This window comes from Stenotrophomonas sp. ISL-67 (genome assembly GCF_018612915.1).
Taxonomy (GTDB): domain Bacteria; phylum Pseudomonadota; class Gammaproteobacteria; order Xanthomonadales; family Xanthomonadaceae; genus Stenotrophomonas.
Map to the genome: position 1 here is coordinate 88923 of NZ_JAGGRL010000009.1, position 16459 is coordinate 105381.

General features: G+C 65.5%; 12 protein-coding genes and 2 pseudogenes. 12 read left to right on the plus strand and 2 right to left on the minus strand.

Translation table 11 applies throughout. The features are described 5' to 3' along the window. Window positions 1-22: 22 nt before the first annotated feature. The gene (locus J7J08_RS10740; RefSeq protein WP_251006574.1) at window positions 23-2587 is read left to right on the plus strand and encodes a M14 family zinc carboxypeptidase; all 2565 of its coding nucleotides are present in this window, start codon (window positions 23-25) and stop codon (window positions 2585-2587) included. A gap of 201 nt (window positions 2588-2788) precedes the next feature. Here the strand turns inward: J7J08_RS10740 and J7J08_RS10745 are convergent, their stop codons facing one another. Further along, window positions 2789-4210 carry a DEAD/DEAH box helicase gene (locus J7J08_RS10745; protein WP_214905075.1) on the minus strand — a complete coding sequence of 474 codons (1422 nt, stop codon included), beginning with the start codon at window positions 4208-4210 and terminating at the stop codon, window positions 2789-2791. A 594-nt stretch (window positions 4211-4804) separates the two neighbouring features. Between J7J08_RS10745 and J7J08_RS10750 the strand changes: the two genes are divergently transcribed. After that, a complete protein-coding gene (locus tag J7J08_RS10750; protein ID WP_214905078.1) occupies window positions 4805-5794 on the plus strand; it encodes a fumarylacetoacetate hydrolase family protein in 990 nt (329 codons plus the stop codon). Beyond that, window positions 5791-6459, plus strand: a complete 669-nt coding sequence (maiA, locus tag J7J08_RS10755; protein WP_251006586.1) for a maleylacetoacetate isomerase — start codon at window positions 5791-5793, stop codon at window positions 6457-6459. The genes J7J08_RS10750 and maiA overlap by 4 nt, the downstream gene beginning before the upstream one ends. A 356-nt stretch (window positions 6460-6815) precedes the next feature. Here the strand turns inward: maiA and J7J08_RS10760 are convergent, their stop codons facing one another. Continuing rightward, the gene (locus tag J7J08_RS10760) at window positions 6816-7946 is read right to left on the minus strand and encodes a PilT/PilU family type 4a pilus ATPase (protein WP_214905081.1); all 1131 of its coding nucleotides are present in this window, start codon (window positions 7944-7946) and stop codon (window positions 6816-6818) included. Window positions 7947-8044: 98 nt separating this feature from the next. On the opposite strand from J7J08_RS10760, the gene J7J08_RS10765 reads away from it, so the two are divergent. The 9 genes and pseudogenes from J7J08_RS10765 to J7J08_RS13495 form a co-directional block, all read left to right on the plus strand. Then, window positions 8045-8449, plus strand: coding sequence for a DUF4398 domain-containing protein (locus tag J7J08_RS10765; protein ID WP_214905084.1), 405 nt, complete (start codon window positions 8045-8047; stop codon window positions 8447-8449). Further along, a complete protein-coding gene (locus J7J08_RS10770; protein ID WP_214905089.1) occupies window positions 8446-9339 on the plus strand; it encodes a hypothetical protein in 894 nt (297 codons plus the stop codon). Before J7J08_RS10765 ends, J7J08_RS10770 begins: the two co-directional genes overlap by 4 nt. A gap of 415 nt (window positions 9340-9754) precedes the next feature. Further along, window positions 9755-9973 carry a YdcH family protein gene (locus J7J08_RS10775; RefSeq protein WP_214905092.1) on the plus strand — a complete coding sequence of 73 codons (219 nt, stop codon included), beginning with the start codon at window positions 9755-9757 and terminating at the stop codon, window positions 9971-9973. A 186-nt stretch (window positions 9974-10159) separates the two neighbouring features. Continuing rightward, window positions 10160-11530, plus strand: coding sequence for a pyridoxal-phosphate dependent enzyme (locus tag J7J08_RS10780; RefSeq protein WP_214905095.1), 1371 nt, complete (start codon window positions 10160-10162; stop codon window positions 11528-11530). Between the two features lie 130 nt (window positions 11531-11660). Beyond that, a complete protein-coding gene (locus J7J08_RS10785) occupies window positions 11661-12854 on the plus strand; it encodes a cystathionine gamma-synthase (RefSeq protein WP_214905099.1) in 1194 nt (397 codons plus the stop codon). Between the two features lie 24 nt (window positions 12855-12878). Continuing rightward, a complete protein-coding gene (locus J7J08_RS10790; RefSeq protein WP_251006587.1) occupies window positions 12879-13640 on the plus strand; it encodes an ABC transporter permease in 762 nt (253 codons plus the stop codon). Then, window positions 13637-14872: an ABC transporter ATP-binding protein gene (locus J7J08_RS10795; protein WP_214905104.1), complete on the plus strand. Its 1236-nt coding sequence runs from the start codon at window positions 13637-13639 to the stop codon at window positions 14870-14872. Before J7J08_RS10790 ends, J7J08_RS10795 begins: the two co-directional genes overlap by 4 nt. Beyond that, a pseudogene (locus tag J7J08_RS13490) lies at window positions 14853-15167 on the plus strand (class I SAM-dependent methyltransferase); the annotation flags it as partial. The gene J7J08_RS10795 and the pseudogene J7J08_RS13490, both read left to right, overlap by 20 nt. After that, window positions 15168-15836 (plus strand): annotated as a pseudogene (locus tag J7J08_RS13495) (wsae); the annotation flags it as partial. Window positions 15837-16459: the final 623 nt, after the last annotated feature.

The window sequence follows — 16459 nt, forward strand, 5'->3', positions numbered from 1 at the left end:
TGCTGTGTCCTTGTTCCGTGGTTTGTCGCGTCCCATCACCTGGGTGGTGGGGGCGCTGTGGCTGTTGGCCGCGCCGGCGTTCGCGCAGAGCGCCTATTTCTTCCCGCAGGGCGGTGATTTCGATCCGGCCATTCCCACCCCGCAGCAGTTCCTGGGCTACGAGATCGGCAGCCGCTACACCCGGCACGACCAGCTGGTGGCCTACTTCAACGAGCTGGCCAGGCACTCGGACAAGATCAAGGTCGAGCAGATCGGCAGCAGCTACGAGGGCCGTCCGCTGCTGATCGCCACGGTGACCTCGGCGCAGAACCAGCAGCAACTGGAGACCCTGCGCCGCCAGCACGTGACCCTGGCCGACCCGGCGCAGCCGCTGTCGGCCGCCGGCAACAGCCCGGTGGTGGTGTGGCTGGGCTACAGCGTGCACGGCAACGAAACCTCCAGCGGTGAAGCCGCGCTGCTCACCGCGTATTACCTGGTGGCCAACCGCAGTGCCGACACCGCGCAGTGGCTGCAGAATGCCATCGTGCTGTTCGACCCGGCGCAGAACCCGGATGGGCGTGACCGCGCGGCAAGCTGGCACAACGCCTATGCATCGTCGCCGGCATCGGCCGATCCGGCCGACAAGGAGCACGTGGAGCCGTTCCCGCAGGGGCGCACCAACCACTACTTCACCGACCTCAACCGCGACTGGCTGGCGCTGACCCAGCAGGATACGCGGCCGAAGATCGCGTACTTCCACCAGTGGTACCCGAACGTCCAGATCGACTTCCACGAAATGGGCAAGGACAGCACCTATTACTTCGAACCCTCACCGGCGAGCATGCACAGCCCGCTGTTGCCGGCGTCGTCGTACGAATGGAACAAGACCCTGGCCACGTACCACGCCCAATCGCTGGATGCGCTGGGCTCGCTGTACTACACCGGTGAGAACTTCGACAACTTCTCGCCGGTGTACGGCTCGACCTACCCGGACTTCCACGGCGCAGTCGGCGTTACCGTGGAGCAGGCCAGCTCGCGCGGCCGCGTGCAGGAATCGGTGAACGGCCTGCTGACCTTCCCGTTCACCATCCGCAACCAGGTCGCCACCGGCCTGGGCACCGTGCGCGGTGCGGTGACCGAACGCGACGGGCTGCTGAAGCTGCAGAAGGAATTCTTCCAGTCCGCGCTGAAGCAGGCCAACCAGCAGCCGGTGAAGGCCTTCGTGTTCGGCGATGCCAAGGACCCGGGCCTGACCCGGCGCCTGCTCGACCTGCTGCTGCAGCACCAGATCACCGTGCAGGGGCTGGGCGCAGCGGTCACCGTGGACGGCCAGCGCTTCGAGCCGGGCAGTGCCTACGTGGTGCCCACCGCGCAGCCGCAGTTCCGCCTGGTCCATTCGATCTTCGCCGACACCCCACCGATCAAGGGTGACGTGTTCTACGGCAGCACGTCCTATGCGATCGCACCGGCCTACGGGCTGGCGTTCGCCGGCAGCCGCAGCCGGGTTGCCGGTGGTGAGCGCATTACCGCGTTGCCGGCCACGCGTGGCGGGGTGAGCGGTGGCCAGGCCGGCTACGCCTATGTGTTCGACTGGCGCGATTATAACGCCAGCCGCGCGCTGTACGCGCTGCAGGCCAAGGGCGTGCTGACGCGCGCCGCGTTCCAGCCGTTCACGGCCACCACGGCGTCGGGTGAGCAGGCGTTCGCGCGCGGCAGCGTGGTGATTCCGGTCGCCGGGCAGACATTGGCCGGTGAGGCGCTGCTGGCCGCGGTCGATGAGGTTGCACGCAGCAGCGGTGTGCAGGTGCATGCGCTGGCCAGCGGGCAGAGCCGCAGCGGCATCGACCTGGGCAGCGACAGCGTCAAATCGCTGCGCAGGCCGGCGGTGGCGCTGGTGATGGGCGAGGGCGTGAGCGCCACCGAAATCGGTTCGGCGTGGTTCCTGCTCGACCAGCAGGTGCAGCTGCCGGCCAGCAAGCTGGACCCGGCGCAGCTGGGCAAGGTCAACCTGGACCGCTACACCACGATTGTACTGGCCGGTGGCACCTACGCGAACGTGGATGCCACCGCGGTGGCCGCGCTCAAGCACTGGGTCAACGCCGGCGGTTCGCTGGTGACCTATGGCAGCGCGGCGAAATGGGCGATCGGGCAGAAGTTGAGCGATGAGGTGTTGGGCGAGGAAGAGAAAGCGCCGGCCACCGATCGCCGTGCATTCGGCGACCAGCGCGACATTGCTGCCATTGAACGGGTCAGCGGCAACATCCTCAGTGCGGATGTGGATACCAGCCACCCGCTCGCGTTCGGCGTACCGCGCACCGCGCTGGCGATCAACAAGGAAAACGGGATCAGCTTCAAGCTCAGCCGCAATGCGTTCTCCACCGTGGTGCGCATCGACGAAACACCGCGGGTGAACGGCTACCTGTCCGAAACCAACCGCAGCCGCGTGGCCGGCGCCGCCTGGCTGCTGGTATCGCCGCAGGGGCAGGGTAACGTGGTGCTGTTCGCCGACGACCCGGCGCACCGCAAGTACTGGCACGGCACCGAGCGGTTGCTGTTGAACGCGGTGTTCTTCGGCAACCTGCTCAACCCGACCAAGCAGCGCGGGTAGCGACACGCCATGCGTGTCCATCGCACGGCCCGAACGTTACGTGGGACACGCATGGCGTGTCGCTACGCGGTCGCGGCCCAATGAAAAGGGCGACGCAATGCGTCGCCCTTTCTGCATTCCCGGTAGCGCCGGCCGTTGGCCGGCCCAGGCGATATCGGGGCCGGCCAACGGCCGGCGCTACCCGTTATCCGTGCGAACGGATCAGCTGGGTCGACCACCGCCGCCCTGGCCACGGCCACCACCGCCACCACCGCCACGACGCTGGCCCTGCGGCGCACCGCCGCGCGGGGCACCGTTGCCGGCGCCACGGCCTGCGCCGCGCGCGGCGCCGTCACGCTGGCCGCCACCGGTCTTGGCACCGGCGTGGGCGTGGCGCGGGGCGTCGCCGTGCGGACGACGCGCGTGCGAGTTCCTGCGCGGGGCACGATCGCCACCCGGCACTTCAGCCTTGCCCGGCGCGCTGTTGCCCCAGCGGATCGGGGTCTGCGGCTCGAAGCCCGGTACGTCGCGGATGTCCATGTCCTTGTCCAGCAGGCGCACGATCTGGCGCAGCAGCTTGGCTTCGTCCTGGGCGACCAGCGAGATCGCCTGGCCGGTGGAGCCGTTGCGGCCGGTGCGGCCAATACGATGCACGTAATCTTCCGGCACCATCGGCAGGTCGTAGTTGATGACCTTCGGCAGTTCGTTGATGTCGATACCGCGCGCGGCGATATCGGTGGCCACCAGCACGGTCACGCGGCCGGCCTTGAAGTCGCCGAGCGCGCGCAGGCGCTGGCCCTGGCTCTTGTTGCCGTGGATCGCCGCGGTCTTGATACCGGACTTCTCCAGGAACGTGGCCAGCTTGTCGCAGCCGTGCTTGGTACGGCCGAACACCAGGGTCTGTTCGCGGCTGTCCTGGGCCAGCAGGTGCAGCAGCAGGTCACGCTTGCGCGGGCCGTCAACCGGGTGCACGCAGTGCGTGATGGATTCGGCGACGGTGTTCTTCGGGGTCACCTGGATCTGCGCCGGATCGCGCATGAATTCCAGTGCCAGCTGCTTGATGCTCTCTTCGAAGGTCGCCGAGAACAGCAGGGTCTGGCGGTTCTGGCGCGGCAGCTTGGCCAGGATCTTCTTGATCGACGGCAGGAACCCCATGTCGAGCATGCGGTCGGCTTCGTCCAGCACCAGGATCTCGATGCCCGACAGGTCGACGCTTTTACGCTCCAGATGGTCGATCAGGCGGCCCGGGCAGGCCACCAGCAGGTCCACGCCACGGCGCAGCACGTCGAACTGGTTGCCCATGCCGACGCCGCCGTAGATGCAGGCGCTGGGAATGCGCAGGTACTTGCTGTAGCCGCGCAGGCTGTCATGCACCTGGGTGGCCAGCTCGCGGGTCGGGGCCAGCACCAGCGCACGCGGCTTGCGCGGGCCGTTCACGGCCTGCGGGTTGGTGCCCAGGTGCTGCAGCAGCGGCAGGCCGAACGCGGCGGTCTTGCCGGTACCGGTCTGCGCGCCGGCCAGCAGGTCGCGACCTTCCAGGGCCAGCGGGATCGCCTGCTCCTGGATCGGGGTCGGGTTTTCATAGCCCTGCTCGGACAACGCGCGCAGCAGGAACGGGGCCAGGCCCAGGTTTTCAAAAGACATCGGGTGGAAGCTCCAAAGACGAAGTAACGCCAGGCCGAATGGCCGGACGCAAGGCAGATCGATGTGATCGGCTTGACTCGGAGCGTTCCCGTGAACCGCGCTGCGAGAATTGGGTGCAGCCCACGCGGTGCGCAGACTGGAATGCATGACGAATGGCGTCGGAGTGGGGGCGGGCGAGGGACGGTAATCCCGGTCGCCGGCGATCCCGAAGGGAAACGGACGGCCGCTGCAGACCCCGGCATTGTAGCGGAACTGCGACAGCCATAACAAATGCCCCGTTCAGGTTGGGAACCCGACCCGGTATGGCACCCCGGTAACGCATGGACTTCGAACGAAAACGTCGTTTCCCACCGAAGGACGATGCGTCTCCCTGCCGATCACCGTTATCGGCAGTCGTCTGTCGACCGACACTACCCGGCCTCGGCCCGGACCTGCACCCACACCCGGACCCGGACCCGGACCACCGGCCGTCGGCCCCACGCCCCGCGCGATCACGCGGGATGGTTTATCGTCGTTTGACGCACTGCCCTTGGCACCCGCGCGTATTTGGTTACACTCGAAACCTATTTTTCTACGATCCCGGATACCCACCCAATGAAGCTTGGTTCTTTGAAGGAAGGCGGCCGCGACGGCACCCTGATCGTGGTGTCGCGCGACCTGCGTCATGGCGTGCGCGCCACCGGGATCGCCGCCACCCTGCAGCAGGCGCTGGAAGACTGGAGCCACCTGGCGCCGCGCCTGAATGCGCTGTACGAGTCGCTCAACGATGGCAGCGCCGACGGTGTATTCGACATCGACCTGCAGGCATTGGCCGCGCCGTTGCCGCGCGCCTATGAATTTGTCGATGGCAGCGCTTACCTGCCGCACGTCGAACGCGTGCGCCGCGCCCGTGGCGCCGAAGTGCCGGAAAGCTTCTACACCGACCCCCTGATGTACCAGGCCACCAGCGCCGGTTTCCATGGCCCGCGCGATGCGGTCAAGGTGATCAGCGAGGAGTACGGCATCGACCTGGAAGCCGAGCTGGTGGTAATCACCGATGACGTGCCGATGGCGGTCACCCCGGAACAGGCTGCGGGCCATATCCAGCTGGTCGGCCTGGTCAATGACGTCTCGTTGCGCAACCTCATTCCGGGCGAGCTGGCCAAGGGCTTCGGCTTCCTGCAGTCCAAGCCGCGCTCGGCGCTGTCGCCGGTGTTCGTCACCCCCGACGAACTGGGCGACGCCTGGCAGGACAGCAAGGTGCACCTGCCGCTGGTCACCCATGTCAACGGCGCCTGGTTCGGTGCGCCTGAAGCCGGCGTGGACATGCAGTTCAATTTCGCCCAGCTGGTCGCGCATGCGGCCAAAACCCGCCCGCTCGGCGCCGGTGCCATCGTCGGCTCGGGCACCATCGCCAACGAAGACACCAGCAGGGGCGCCTCGTGCTTTGCCGAGCAGCGCACCGTGGAAACCCTGCGCGACGGCAAGCCGAGCACGCCGTTCATGTCGTTCGGCGACGTGGTCCGCATTGAAATGTTCGACGCCGCTGGCGAGAGCATCTTCGGCGCCATCGAACAGCGCATCGAACAGGCGACACGGCCCTGAACACCTCGGCCGACCGCATCGAACTGTTCAGCTACTGGCGCTCCAGCGCGGCTTACCGCGTGCGCATCGGCCTGAACCTGAAGGGGCTGGAGCACACCATTACCCCGGTGCACCTGGTCCGCGACGGCGGCCAGCAGCACAGCGCCGGTTACGCCGCGCTCAACCCGCAGGAGCTGGTGCCTACCCTGGTGCATGGCGAGCGGGTACTGCACCAGTCGATGGCGATCCTGGAATACCTCGACGAGGTGTTCCTGGAACCGCCGCTGTTACCCGACGACGCCGCCGGCCGCGCCCGGGTGCGCGCCCTGGCGCAGCTGGTGGCGTGCGACATCCACCCGCTGAACAACCTGCGGGTGCTGCAGTTCTTCGATGACACCTGGAACGTGCCGCAGGCCGAGCGCGACGACTGGATCTGTCACTGGATGCGGGTCGGCTTCGACGCCATGGAGCGGTTGCTGGTCGAATCGGTGGACACCGGGCGCTTCTGCCACGGCGACAGCCCGACCCTGGCCGACTGCTGCCTGGTGCCGCAGCTGTTCAACGCGCGGCGCTTCCACGTGGACCTGGCGCCGTACCCGACCCTGGTACGGATTGAAGAGGCCTGTGCGGCCCTGCCGGCGTTCGAGGCGGCACGGCCGGAAAACCAGGTGGATTGGGTGGCGTGACGGGCGGCTTCGGTACCGTTAAACGTCGGGTGGTTGGCCGCAAGCGGTAACCGTACCGCGTTCGGACGCTTGTGCCGCGCTGCGCGCGGTGTCCGGCCAACGTTATGCCCGCCGTCCTGGCGGGCACCCTTCGGGCCGTCGCTTCGCGACGTTGAGAACGGCTCCTGCCGTTCTCTTCGGGGCTACGAATTGTTACGGGCCCATTGGGATCGGGATCAATCAACCATGGGCCCATTGGGATCCGTATCCATCCACCGTGCTCCGGACAGTCCCGGTAGCGCCGGCCGTTGGCCGGCCCAGGCGGTCCCTGTCGGCTGGGACTGGCCGGACACCGGCCAACCCCATCGAAGCTGCCGTCAAAACCCGTGCGTGATCGCCGCCGGTGCGCCCTGCTGCGAATAATCCGCGTACGGGTCGTGCTCGGCGCCGCCTTCGGACAGGCGGAACTTCAACGCCAGGCCGTCACGCGAATCGGCTGCACGCAGCGCCTCCTCCTGCTCGATGATGCCGTTCTTGGCCATCCGGAACAGGCACTGGTCGAAGCTTTCCATGCCTTCTTCCAGCGAACCCTCCATCGCGGCCTTGATCTCGTGCACCTGGCCGCGGCGCAGCAGGTCGCGGATCATCGGCGTGTTGATCAACACCTCGGTGGCCGGCAGGCGGCGCCCGTCCTGGCCCTTCACCAGCCGCTGGGAAATCACCGCGCGCAGGTTCAGCGAGAGGTTCATCAGCACGTTGCGGTGCGCGCTCTCGGGGAAGAAGTTGAGGATGCGCTCGATGGTCTGGTCGGCGTTGTTGGAGTGCAGCGTGGCCAGGCACAGGTGACCGGTTTCGGCGAAGGCGATGGCCGCCTCCATCGTTTCCGAATCCAGGATTTCGCCGATCAGGATCACGTCCGGCGCTTCACGCATCGCGTTCTTCAGCGCATTGTGGAAGGCGTGGGTATCCAGCCCGACCTCGCGCTGGTTGACGATCGACATCTTGTGCTTGTGCAGGTACTCGATCGGGTCCTCGATGGTGAGGATGTGCCCGGTCGTGGTGCTGTTGCGGTGGTCGATCATCGAGGCCAGCGAGGTCGACTTGCCCGAACCGGTCGAGCCGACCACCAGCACCAGCCCGCGCGGGGTCATGATGACGTCCTTCAGGACCTGGGGCAGGTTGAGCTCTTCGATGCTGGGAATCTTGCTGCGGATGGCACGGATCACCATGCCGACCTCGCCGCGCTGCTTGAACACGTTGATGCGGAAGCGCCCCGCGTCGGGCAGGGCGATGGCCATGTTGAGCTCAAGATCGCGCTCGAACTGGGGCACCTGGCCTTCGTCCATCAGCGAATAGGCGATTTTCTTGACCATCCCGGGCGGCAGCCCGGTGTTGCCCAGCGGGTACAGCTTGCCTTCGATCTTGATGTACACCGGGGCTCCGGTGGTCAAGAACATGTCCGAAGCGTTCTTTTCGGTCATCAGCTTCAGGAAATAGCCGATATCCATGCGAAATGTTTCCCCAACAATCGGCGACATGCCATTGCAAGCACGCCGCAGGCTTCCGACAATGGCCGCGCACCTTCTTCAGGCGAACGGCACCCCCAATGAATCCTAGCTTCGCACAAATGCGGCGTACCCCGTATGTAGTTTTGAGCAGTTGCGTGATGGCGTGCGCATTCGCACTGGCCGGGCCGGCCCTGGCCCAGGACGGCGCGCTGGAGCTCATGCAGGCCCGCCAGGCCGTGGACAAGGCCACCCAGGCCGACGCCGACCAGTACGCTCCGGACCTGATCGCCGTGGCCCGCCAGGGCCTGGAACAGGCCCAGCGCGCCGCCGGCGACCGCCGCGAGCGCAAGAACGCCCCGGCCCTGGCCGTACGGGCCACCGCCGACGCCGACCTGGCCCGCGCCCGCAGCGAGGAGGCCACCGCCACCGCCCAGCTGCAGCTGCGCCGCAACGAGGTGACCCAGCTCGAACGCCAGCTTGCCGCCGGGGAGGACCGCCGATGAAGACCGCCCTGCGCCTGTCGCCCCTGTTGCTCGCCGTCGGCCTGGCCTTGTCCGCGCAGGCCTTCGCCGCCGAAGACCCGGCCGTGGCCCAGCTCACCCAACGCCTGATCGCGATCCAGGCCAACCCGGACGCCAGCGAGCTGGCCGCCTATGAACGCCTGCAGGCCCAGCAGGCCATTGCCGCCTTGGCCGATGCCAAGCGCCGTGACCTCGACCAGGCCCGCTACCTGGCCGACCGCCGGGTGGAGATTGCCGAAACCAGCGTGCGCGCCGCCCTGGCCAAGCGCGAAGTGACCCAGCTCGAGCGCACCCGCAGCGACCTGCTGATCGAAGCCAGCCGCCGCGATGCCCAGCGTGCCCGCCAGGAAAGCGAGCGGCTGCGCGTGCAGGCGCAGATCCAGGCCGAAGAGTCCGACCGCCTGCGCCTGGCCGCCGAAACCGAAGCGCTGGCCCGCCAGGACGCCGAAACCGCCCTGACCAGCGTGGCCGGCAAGCAGACCGCGCGGCTGAGCGCGGCCCAGCAGAACGCCGCCAAGCTGGCCCGCGAAGAGGCCGAATTGGTCTCGGGCAACACGCTGCCGGGCTCGAAGTTCAACAGCCGCGGCGAGGTGTTCACCTTTGCCGGCGATGCCTTCGCCAGTGGCACGGGTGCGCTCTCGGCCGGTGCCAAAGGCCAGGCCAAGGCGCTCGCCGAGTACCTGAACATCGGCAAGAAGGGCCGGGTCCGGATCGAGGCCTACGACGCCGCCGCCGGGGTAGGGCAGCAGCGTGCCGACGCCCTGCGCGATGCCCTGGTGGGGGCCGGCGTCAGCGCCAGCCGCCTGCAGGTCAGCGGCAAGAAGGCGGCAGCGACCAAGGCACGTTCGGCCGAGGTCATCATCGCGCCGTGAACAGCGTGATGACCAAGGTCCAATCGTGGGGATTTGCCGGTAGGTCACGACCGTTGGTCGTGGCTGCGTCAGAATGACGCAACCCCATGTTTTTGTTTAATTTTCGTTGGACTGCGCGTTCAGGCTGAACCTCCACTGGAGCGCGCCAGCGATTTCAAACGAACCCCTTGAACCGGCTCCTTGGCAGGCGTAGGGTCAATTGTCCGGGTGGCCTTCCGCGACCCGGACGATTGGAGGGCCGGGCCGATGCATCGAGGGCACGAACCAGAGCAGTCTGCAGGCCGGGCAACCCCGGCTGTGTGCCTGGGTTCGGCTGCGATGGCGGTGGATGCCGGCGCTCCTCCCGAAGCAACGCCCCGTGCCTTACCAGCCGGGGCGTTCTTGTTTGTGCTGTAAACGCGATAGGAGGTTCATCATGTTTGAAGGTCAGCCCCAGAGTGAAATCGACGCACGCCGCCAGCGTGATCCGGAATTCAAGGCGCTTTACGAACGGCACCAGAAGTTGAACAAGAAGTGTATGGATGCCGAGCTGGGCGTACTTCCGATAGATGGTGGAACTCTGGGCCAGATGAAGCGTGAGAAGCTGCTGGCAAAGCAGAAGCTGGAACGGATGTACTCCTCCCCCCTGAATTAACGTCCCTGCGTGCCGGCCCCACGGTCGGCACCTGCCACCCAACGCCGCGGGCGGCGTCCGTCTCCTCGTCGACGGGCGCCGTCCGCGTCGCTCTTTCCGGGCTGTCCCCACACGCATGGCGTGTCTCTACCATCTGTCGGATAATCGGGGGTCCGGCCGCCCTGCGGCGCGAATCGATGTGACCCGATGGCAATCCATTCCTCCGTACTCGACCTCATTGGCAAGACCCCGATCGTCAAGGCCCAGCGCCTGGACACCGGTGTCTGCGAGCTGTACCTGAAGCTCGAAAGCGCCAATCCCGGAGGGTCCATCAAGGACCGCATTGGCCTGTCGATGATCGAGGCTGCTGAAAAGCGCGGCGATCTCAAGCCGGGTGCGACACTGGTGGAGGGCACCGCCGGCAACACCGGCCTGGGCCTGGCCCTGGTCGCCCAGCAGAAGGGCTACAAGCTCATCCTGGTGGTTCCGGACAAGATGAGCCGCGAGAAGATCTTCAACCTCAAGGCGATGGGCGCCGAAGTGCGCCTGACCCGCTCGGACGTAGCCAAGGGCCACCCCGAGTACTACCAGGACATGGCCCAGCGCGTGGCCGAGGAAACCCCAGGCGCGTACTTCATCAACCAGTTCGGCAACCCGGACAACCCGGCCGCCCACGAATTTGGCACCGGCCCGGAGATCCTGGAGCAGATGGACGGCGACCTGGACGCCATCGTGTTCGGCTGCGGCAGCTCCGGCACCATGACCGGCCTGTCGCGCGCCTTCGCCACCCTGTCGCCGAAGACCGAACTGGTGCTGGCCGACCCGGTCGGTTCGATCCTGGCCGAGTACATCAACGACGGCGTGCTCAACGACAAGTCGGGCAGCTGGCTGGTGGAAGGCATCGGCGAGGACTTCCTGCCCTCGATCGCCGATTTCAGCCGGGTCACCAAGGCCTACGCGATCACCGACGCCGAAAGCTTCCACACCGCGCGCGAGCTGCTGGGCAAGGAAGGCATCCTGGGGGGCTCGTCCACCGGTACCCTGCTGGCCGCCGCGCTGAAGTACTGCCGTGAGCAGACCACCCCGAAGAAGGTGCTGGTGCTGGTTCCCGACACCGGCAACAAGTACCTCTCCAAGATGTACAACGACTACTGGATGCTGGACAACGGCTTCCTGGAGCGCCCGCAGACCGGTGACCTGCGCGACCTGATCCTGCGCCCGTATGGCCAGCGCGACACCGTGGTGATCGGCCCGAACGACCTGCTGACCACCGCCTACCAGCGCATGAAGCTGTACGACGTGTCGCAGCTGCCCGTGATGGATGGCGACCAGCTGGTCGGCATCGTCGACGAAAGCGACGTGCTGCTGCACGTCTACGGCGACGAAACGCGCTTCCGCGACAAGGTCGCCACCGCCATGGTCAGCAAGCTGGACCGGCTGGACGTGAAGTCACCGATCGAGGCCCTGCTGCCGGTGTTCGACCGCGGCCAGGTCGCCATCATCATGGACGGCGGCAGCTTCCTCGGCCTGATTACCCGGATCGACCTGCTGAATTACCTGCGTCGTCGCGTGCAATAAGCGCGCGATGGCCGACGTTCGGCACTCAACCTGCGTTTATCCGCGTCAACGGCTGATTAAGCCTGCGCTGATAGACTTCCGCTCCATTTAAAGCGGGCCCCGTTTGGGGCTCTCAATCGCTGGGAATCCCATGTCCGATCCTGCAGCCTCCGGGCACTCCAAGCGCCAGCTCGCGCTGGCCACGCTGGCCATCCATGGTGGGCAGTCGCCCGACCCGAGCACCGGCGCGGTGATGCCGCCGATCTACGCCACTTCCACCTACGCCCAGTCGAGCCCCGGCGAGCACCAGGGCTTCGAGTACTCGCGCACCCACAACCCGACCCGCTTCGCCTATGAGCGTTGCGTGGCCTCGCTGGAGGGTGGCAGCCGTGGCTACGCCTTCGCCTCGGGCATGGCCGCCACCGCCACGGTGATGGAGCTGCTGGATGCCGGCAGCCACGTGGTGGCGATGGACGACATCTACGGCGGCACGTTCCGCCTGTTCGAGCGCGTGCGCAAGCGCACCGCCGGGCTGCAGTTCGGCTTCGTCGACCTGACCGACCTGGCTGCCTTCGAAGCGGCGATCACCCCGCAGACGAAGATGGTCTGGATCGAAACCCCGACCAACCCGATGCTCAAGATCGTGGACATCGCCGCAGTCGCCGCCATCGCCAAGCGCCATGGCCTGATCGTGGTGGTGGACAACACCTTCGCCTCGCCGATGCTGCAGCGCCCGCTGGAGCTGGGCGCGGACCTGGTCCTGCACTCGGCCACCAAGTACCTCAACGGCCACTCGGACATGGTCGGCGGCATGGTGGTGGTGGGCGACAACGCCGAACTTGCCGAGCAGATGGCCTTCCTGCAGAACTCCATCGGGGGCGTGCAGGGTCCGTTCGACAGCTTCCTGGCCCTGCGTGGCCTGAAGACCCTGCCGCTGCGCATGAAGGCGCACTGCGCCAATGCGCTGGCCCTGGCCCAGTGGCTGGAAACGCACCCGGCGGTGGAAAAGGTGATCTACCCGGGCCTGGTCTCGCATCCGCAGCATGAACTGGCCACGCGCCAGATGAACGGCTACGGCGGCATCGTCTCGATCGTGCTCAAGGGCGGGTTCGAGGCGGCGAAGCGGTTCTGCGAGAAGACCGAGCTGTTTACCCTGGCCGAATCGCTGGGGGGGGTGGAAAGCCTGGTGAACCATCCGGCGGTGATGACGCATGCGTCCATTCCGGTGGCGCGGCGTGAGCAGTTGGGCATCAGTGATGCGCTGGTAAGGCTGAGCGTGGGGGTGGAGGAGTTGGGGGATCTGCAGGTGGATCTGGAGCGGGCGCTGGCCTCCGGGAACCGCTGATCAATGCAGAAGCACGCCAATCTCATGTTCCTTTTCCGCCAGCTGTTGGGGCGCGAACTGGCTACACGCTACCGAACCACAACCCTCGGGGTGCTGTGGCTGGTACTGCAGCCGTTGCTGATGCTTTCCGTGTACACCCTCGTGTTCAGTGGCGTGTTCAAAGCTCGCTGGGCGGGCGCGGATTCCACCGCCGACTTCGCTTTGATGTTGTTTGCCGGCCTGGTGCCCTTCAGCCTGCTGTCCGAAACGCTGATCACGGCGCCGAACATCATTGCTGGCCAGCCCAACTTCGTAAAGAAAGTCGTGTTCCCCTTGCCGATGCTTTCGATCGTCAAGGTGGCAGCGGCGCTGACGACTGCGGGTATCGGCCTGGCAATACTGCTGGTAGCGCAGGTCTGGCAATCAGGGCTGCCGTCTGTCTGGGCGATGACAGCCCCGTTCATCATTCTTGAAATGACCCCGATGCTGCTGGCCATCGCATGGTCTCTGTCCGCGTTGGGCGTGTACCTGCGTGATATCAGCCAGTTCGTTGGCATCCTCAGCAGCATGTTGCTGTTCCTCAGCCCGATTTTCTTCCCGGCCAAGGCAATGCCGGAAGCAGTGAAGGGGATCATTCATCTCAATCCCCTCGTAACACCCATCGAGCAGCTGAGGCTGGTGACGATACAGAACTCGCCTCCCGACCTGACGGCACTGTTGCCGCACTTCACGCTGTCGGTGATTGCCGCGCTGCTCTCCTATGCGCTCTTCCGCCGCTTGTCGCGCGGCTTCTCGGACGTCCTATGAACAATTCGCTACCCGATGGCACGTCCGGGCATCTCCACGCTGCAATTGAAGTGGTCGATGTAACGAAAGACTATCCTGTCTATGCGAGTCCACAGGATCGCCTGCTCTCGTTGCTCAAGCCTTCTGGCGACCGTGCCAGTCGTACGTTCCGGGCGTTGGACGGCGTCAATCTGGTCGTACCGCGTGGTGAAACGGTTGGCATCATCGGCCGCAATGGCGCCGGAAAGTCCACGTTGCTGCAGATCCTTTGCGGAACCGTGCGCCCGACGTCCGGCTCGGTCGCCATCCATGGGCGCTTCGCGGCGTTGCTTGAGCTGGGGGCTGGCTTCAATCCGGACTTCTCTGGTCGCGACAATGTGTACCTGAGCGCCTCACTGCTGGGGCTTGCGCGCAAGGAAGTTGATGAGAAGCTGGATGCGATCATTGCATTCGCAGACATTGGCGACTTCTTTGATCGTCCGGTGAAAACATATTCCAGCGGCATGTACGTGCGGCTCGCGTTCTCGGTTGCTATCCATACAGAGCCGGATGTGCTGATCATCGACGAGGCGCTGTCGGTCGGCGATATCCGATTCCAGATGAAGTGCCTCGCCCGGATCGAACAGATCCGCGCTCGGGGGGCCACGATTCTCTTCGTTTCCCACTCGTTGGAGCAGGTCAAGCGCTTCTGCCAGACAGCGTTGTGGCTGGAAGGCGGCAAGGTAAAGCTGCATGGCGAGGCAAGCTTTGTGGCAGACCGTTTCCGCGATTATGAGCTGGGCAAGGAGCAAGCCGCCGAATCCGCCACAGCAGTCTGCAGTGTATCGCCGCCGTCCGGCGCCGTGCCTGCGCACCTGGAGACAGTGGCACTGAGCACTGACATGCTCGCGCCCTTCGAGCCCTTGAGCGTCGACATCAGTTACAACGTGGTGGACGAAACCATCCACGGCCTGCTGTTGGGTGTGGCCATCAAGGGGATGGATGGATTGCACATCTTCGGGCCCAATACGTACCTTGAGCGCGTACAGATTCCAATGTCGCGCGGGTCGCACAGGGTGACGTACCACATTCCGAAGATGACCCTGTTGACCGGCACCTACCGCGTCGACGTGGGTCTGTTCACCGACAAAGGCCTGGTGTGCCTGGATTACCTGTCCGAAGCCAGCGCCTTCACCGTAGCGGCCCCTTACTTCAGCGAAGGCGTTGTCTACATTCCCCACGAGTGGAAGGTTCATGACCCAGACGCTGCTTGATATTCCGTTCGACCACTACCAGCGATACGCAGCAGCGGCGCACCTGCTGAATGCGCTCGAGCTTCCCAATCCAAGCGTGCTGGAAGTTGGCGCCAACCGCCAGCGTCTCCTGGGGCAATTCCTGCCCAGTGCATCGTTGCTGTACACCGACCTGCACGCAGAGGGGGACGAACAGGACTTCGTCGTGGCTGATGCTACAGCGCTCCCGTTCGCCGACCAGAGCTTTGACTCCATCGTCTCGCTGGATGTGATTGAACACATTCCCGCGCATCTTCGCCGACAGGCCATCGCCGAGATGGCGCGCGTCGCAGGCCGCGTCGTGATCGTCGGGTTCCCGCCCGACCGTCCATGGGTGCACGCGGCGGAACTCGACGCCAACGGGCGCTGGCAGGAACTCTTCGGCGACGACTACGCGTGGTTGCAGGAGCACAAAGAGCTCGGCCTGGTCAACACAGAAGAGGTTGTTGCTACCTTCGAAGCCGCAGGCCTGCAGGTCGTGCGCTTTGGCCAGGGCAATTCGGACATGTGGTCCAGCCTGATGGGTGCACATTTCATCAAGGTCAAGTTCCCTGAGTTGGAGCCGCTCGTCGCCGCCGCCGATCGCCTGTACAACAGTCGTGTCTTCGCCGGCGATCAGAGCGATCAGCCTTACCGGGAGTACTACGTGGGGCTGCGCCGCGAGGAAGATGTCGCAAAACTTCGGGCCAATCCTCCCTTCCAGGCGCAACCGGACGAAGAGGCGACCGCGCTGTTGTCCGGGTTGGCCCACAGCCTGCGATCCCTCGCGCTGCGAACCGATAGCTCGGAACGTGAGTGGGCGTCCACGGCGCGCCTGCTGGAGGCGTATGCAGCTGATCTCGCTGTCGCCAAGCAGGAATGGGGCGCTACGGCGGCTTTCGCACAGACGCTCCAAGCGGCGAAGGATGAAACAGACAAGGCGTTTTTCGCACGCGAAGCCGAGGTCCACGCGCTTCAGGGCGAATGGCAGGCCAGCCAGCAGCAATGGGACGCACGGCAAGAAGAATGGCAGGCTCTCCAGCAGTCATGGGACGCTCGCGAAGCCGAATTGCTTTCTCGTGAAGAAGTTACCTCCCGACGGTTGACAAGCGAACGCGAGGCGGATGCCGCCCTGCACCGGCAAGAGCGTGAGGCGCTGGAACGTACGAATGCCGAGGCCGCCGCGGCGTACGCGCGGTCCCGTAGAAAATGGAAATCGGCCATGGTTGTGATCGCGCTGGCGGGGCTCAGTGCCGGCGCCGCTGTTGCATGGGTGTTGTGATGCGGCTCTTCGAAATGAAAAGAAGAAACCGAACCCCTAGGGAGATGTCCAATGCTGACTAAAGTACGAAGCCTGCTCAACGCGGTGTACAGGAGCGTGCGACGTGCCCAGGAGCAGGGTGTCACGGCGGAAGCCATCCTGTCAGCGGTCAGGCGAGCCGCTGCCAAGGGCCCTCGCCATCTGGTCCGGAAAATCATGGCCTATTCAACCGCGCCGCAAGCGCTTCCGCAGGTTGAGCCGGACGAGTACGCCCGCTGGCGGAGCACGCAATCCCTCGTACCGGTTCCGGCCGATGCGGGTCTGATCAG

Bases quoted from the DNA above. Each gene is read 5' to 3' on its own strand.
- J7J08_RS10745 (WP_214905075.1), bottom strand. From the start codon at position 4,210: ATGTCTTTTGAAAACCTGGGCCTGGCCCCGTTCCTGCTGCGCGCGTTG.
- J7J08_RS10750 (WP_214905078.1), top strand. From the start codon at position 4,805: ATGAAGCTTGGTTCTTTGAAGGAAGGCGGCCGCGACGGCACCCTGATC.
- J7J08_RS10760 (WP_214905081.1), bottom strand. From the start codon at position 7,946: ATGGATATCGGCTATTTCCTGAAGCTGATGACCGAAAAGAACGCTTCG.
- J7J08_RS10765 (WP_214905084.1), top strand. From the start codon at position 8,045: ATGAATCCTAGCTTCGCACAAATGCGGCGTACCCCGTATGTAGTTTTG.
- J7J08_RS10770 (WP_214905089.1), top strand. From the start codon at position 8,446: ATGAAGACCGCCCTGCGCCTGTCGCCCCTGTTGCTCGCCGTCGGCCTG.
- J7J08_RS10775 (WP_214905092.1), top strand. From the start codon at position 9,755: ATGTTTGAAGGTCAGCCCCAGAGTGAAATCGACGCACGCCGCCAGCGT.
- J7J08_RS10780 (WP_214905095.1), top strand. From the start codon at position 10,160: ATGGCAATCCATTCCTCCGTACTCGACCTCATTGGCAAGACCCCGATC.
- J7J08_RS10785 (WP_214905099.1), top strand. From the start codon at position 11,661: ATGTCCGATCCTGCAGCCTCCGGGCACTCCAAGCGCCAGCTCGCGCTG.
- J7J08_RS10790 (WP_251006587.1), top strand. From the start codon at position 12,879: ATGTTCCTTTTCCGCCAGCTGTTGGGGCGCGAACTGGCTACACGCTAC.
- J7J08_RS10795 (WP_214905104.1), top strand. From the start codon at position 13,637: ATGAACAATTCGCTACCCGATGGCACGTCCGGGCATCTCCACGCTGCA.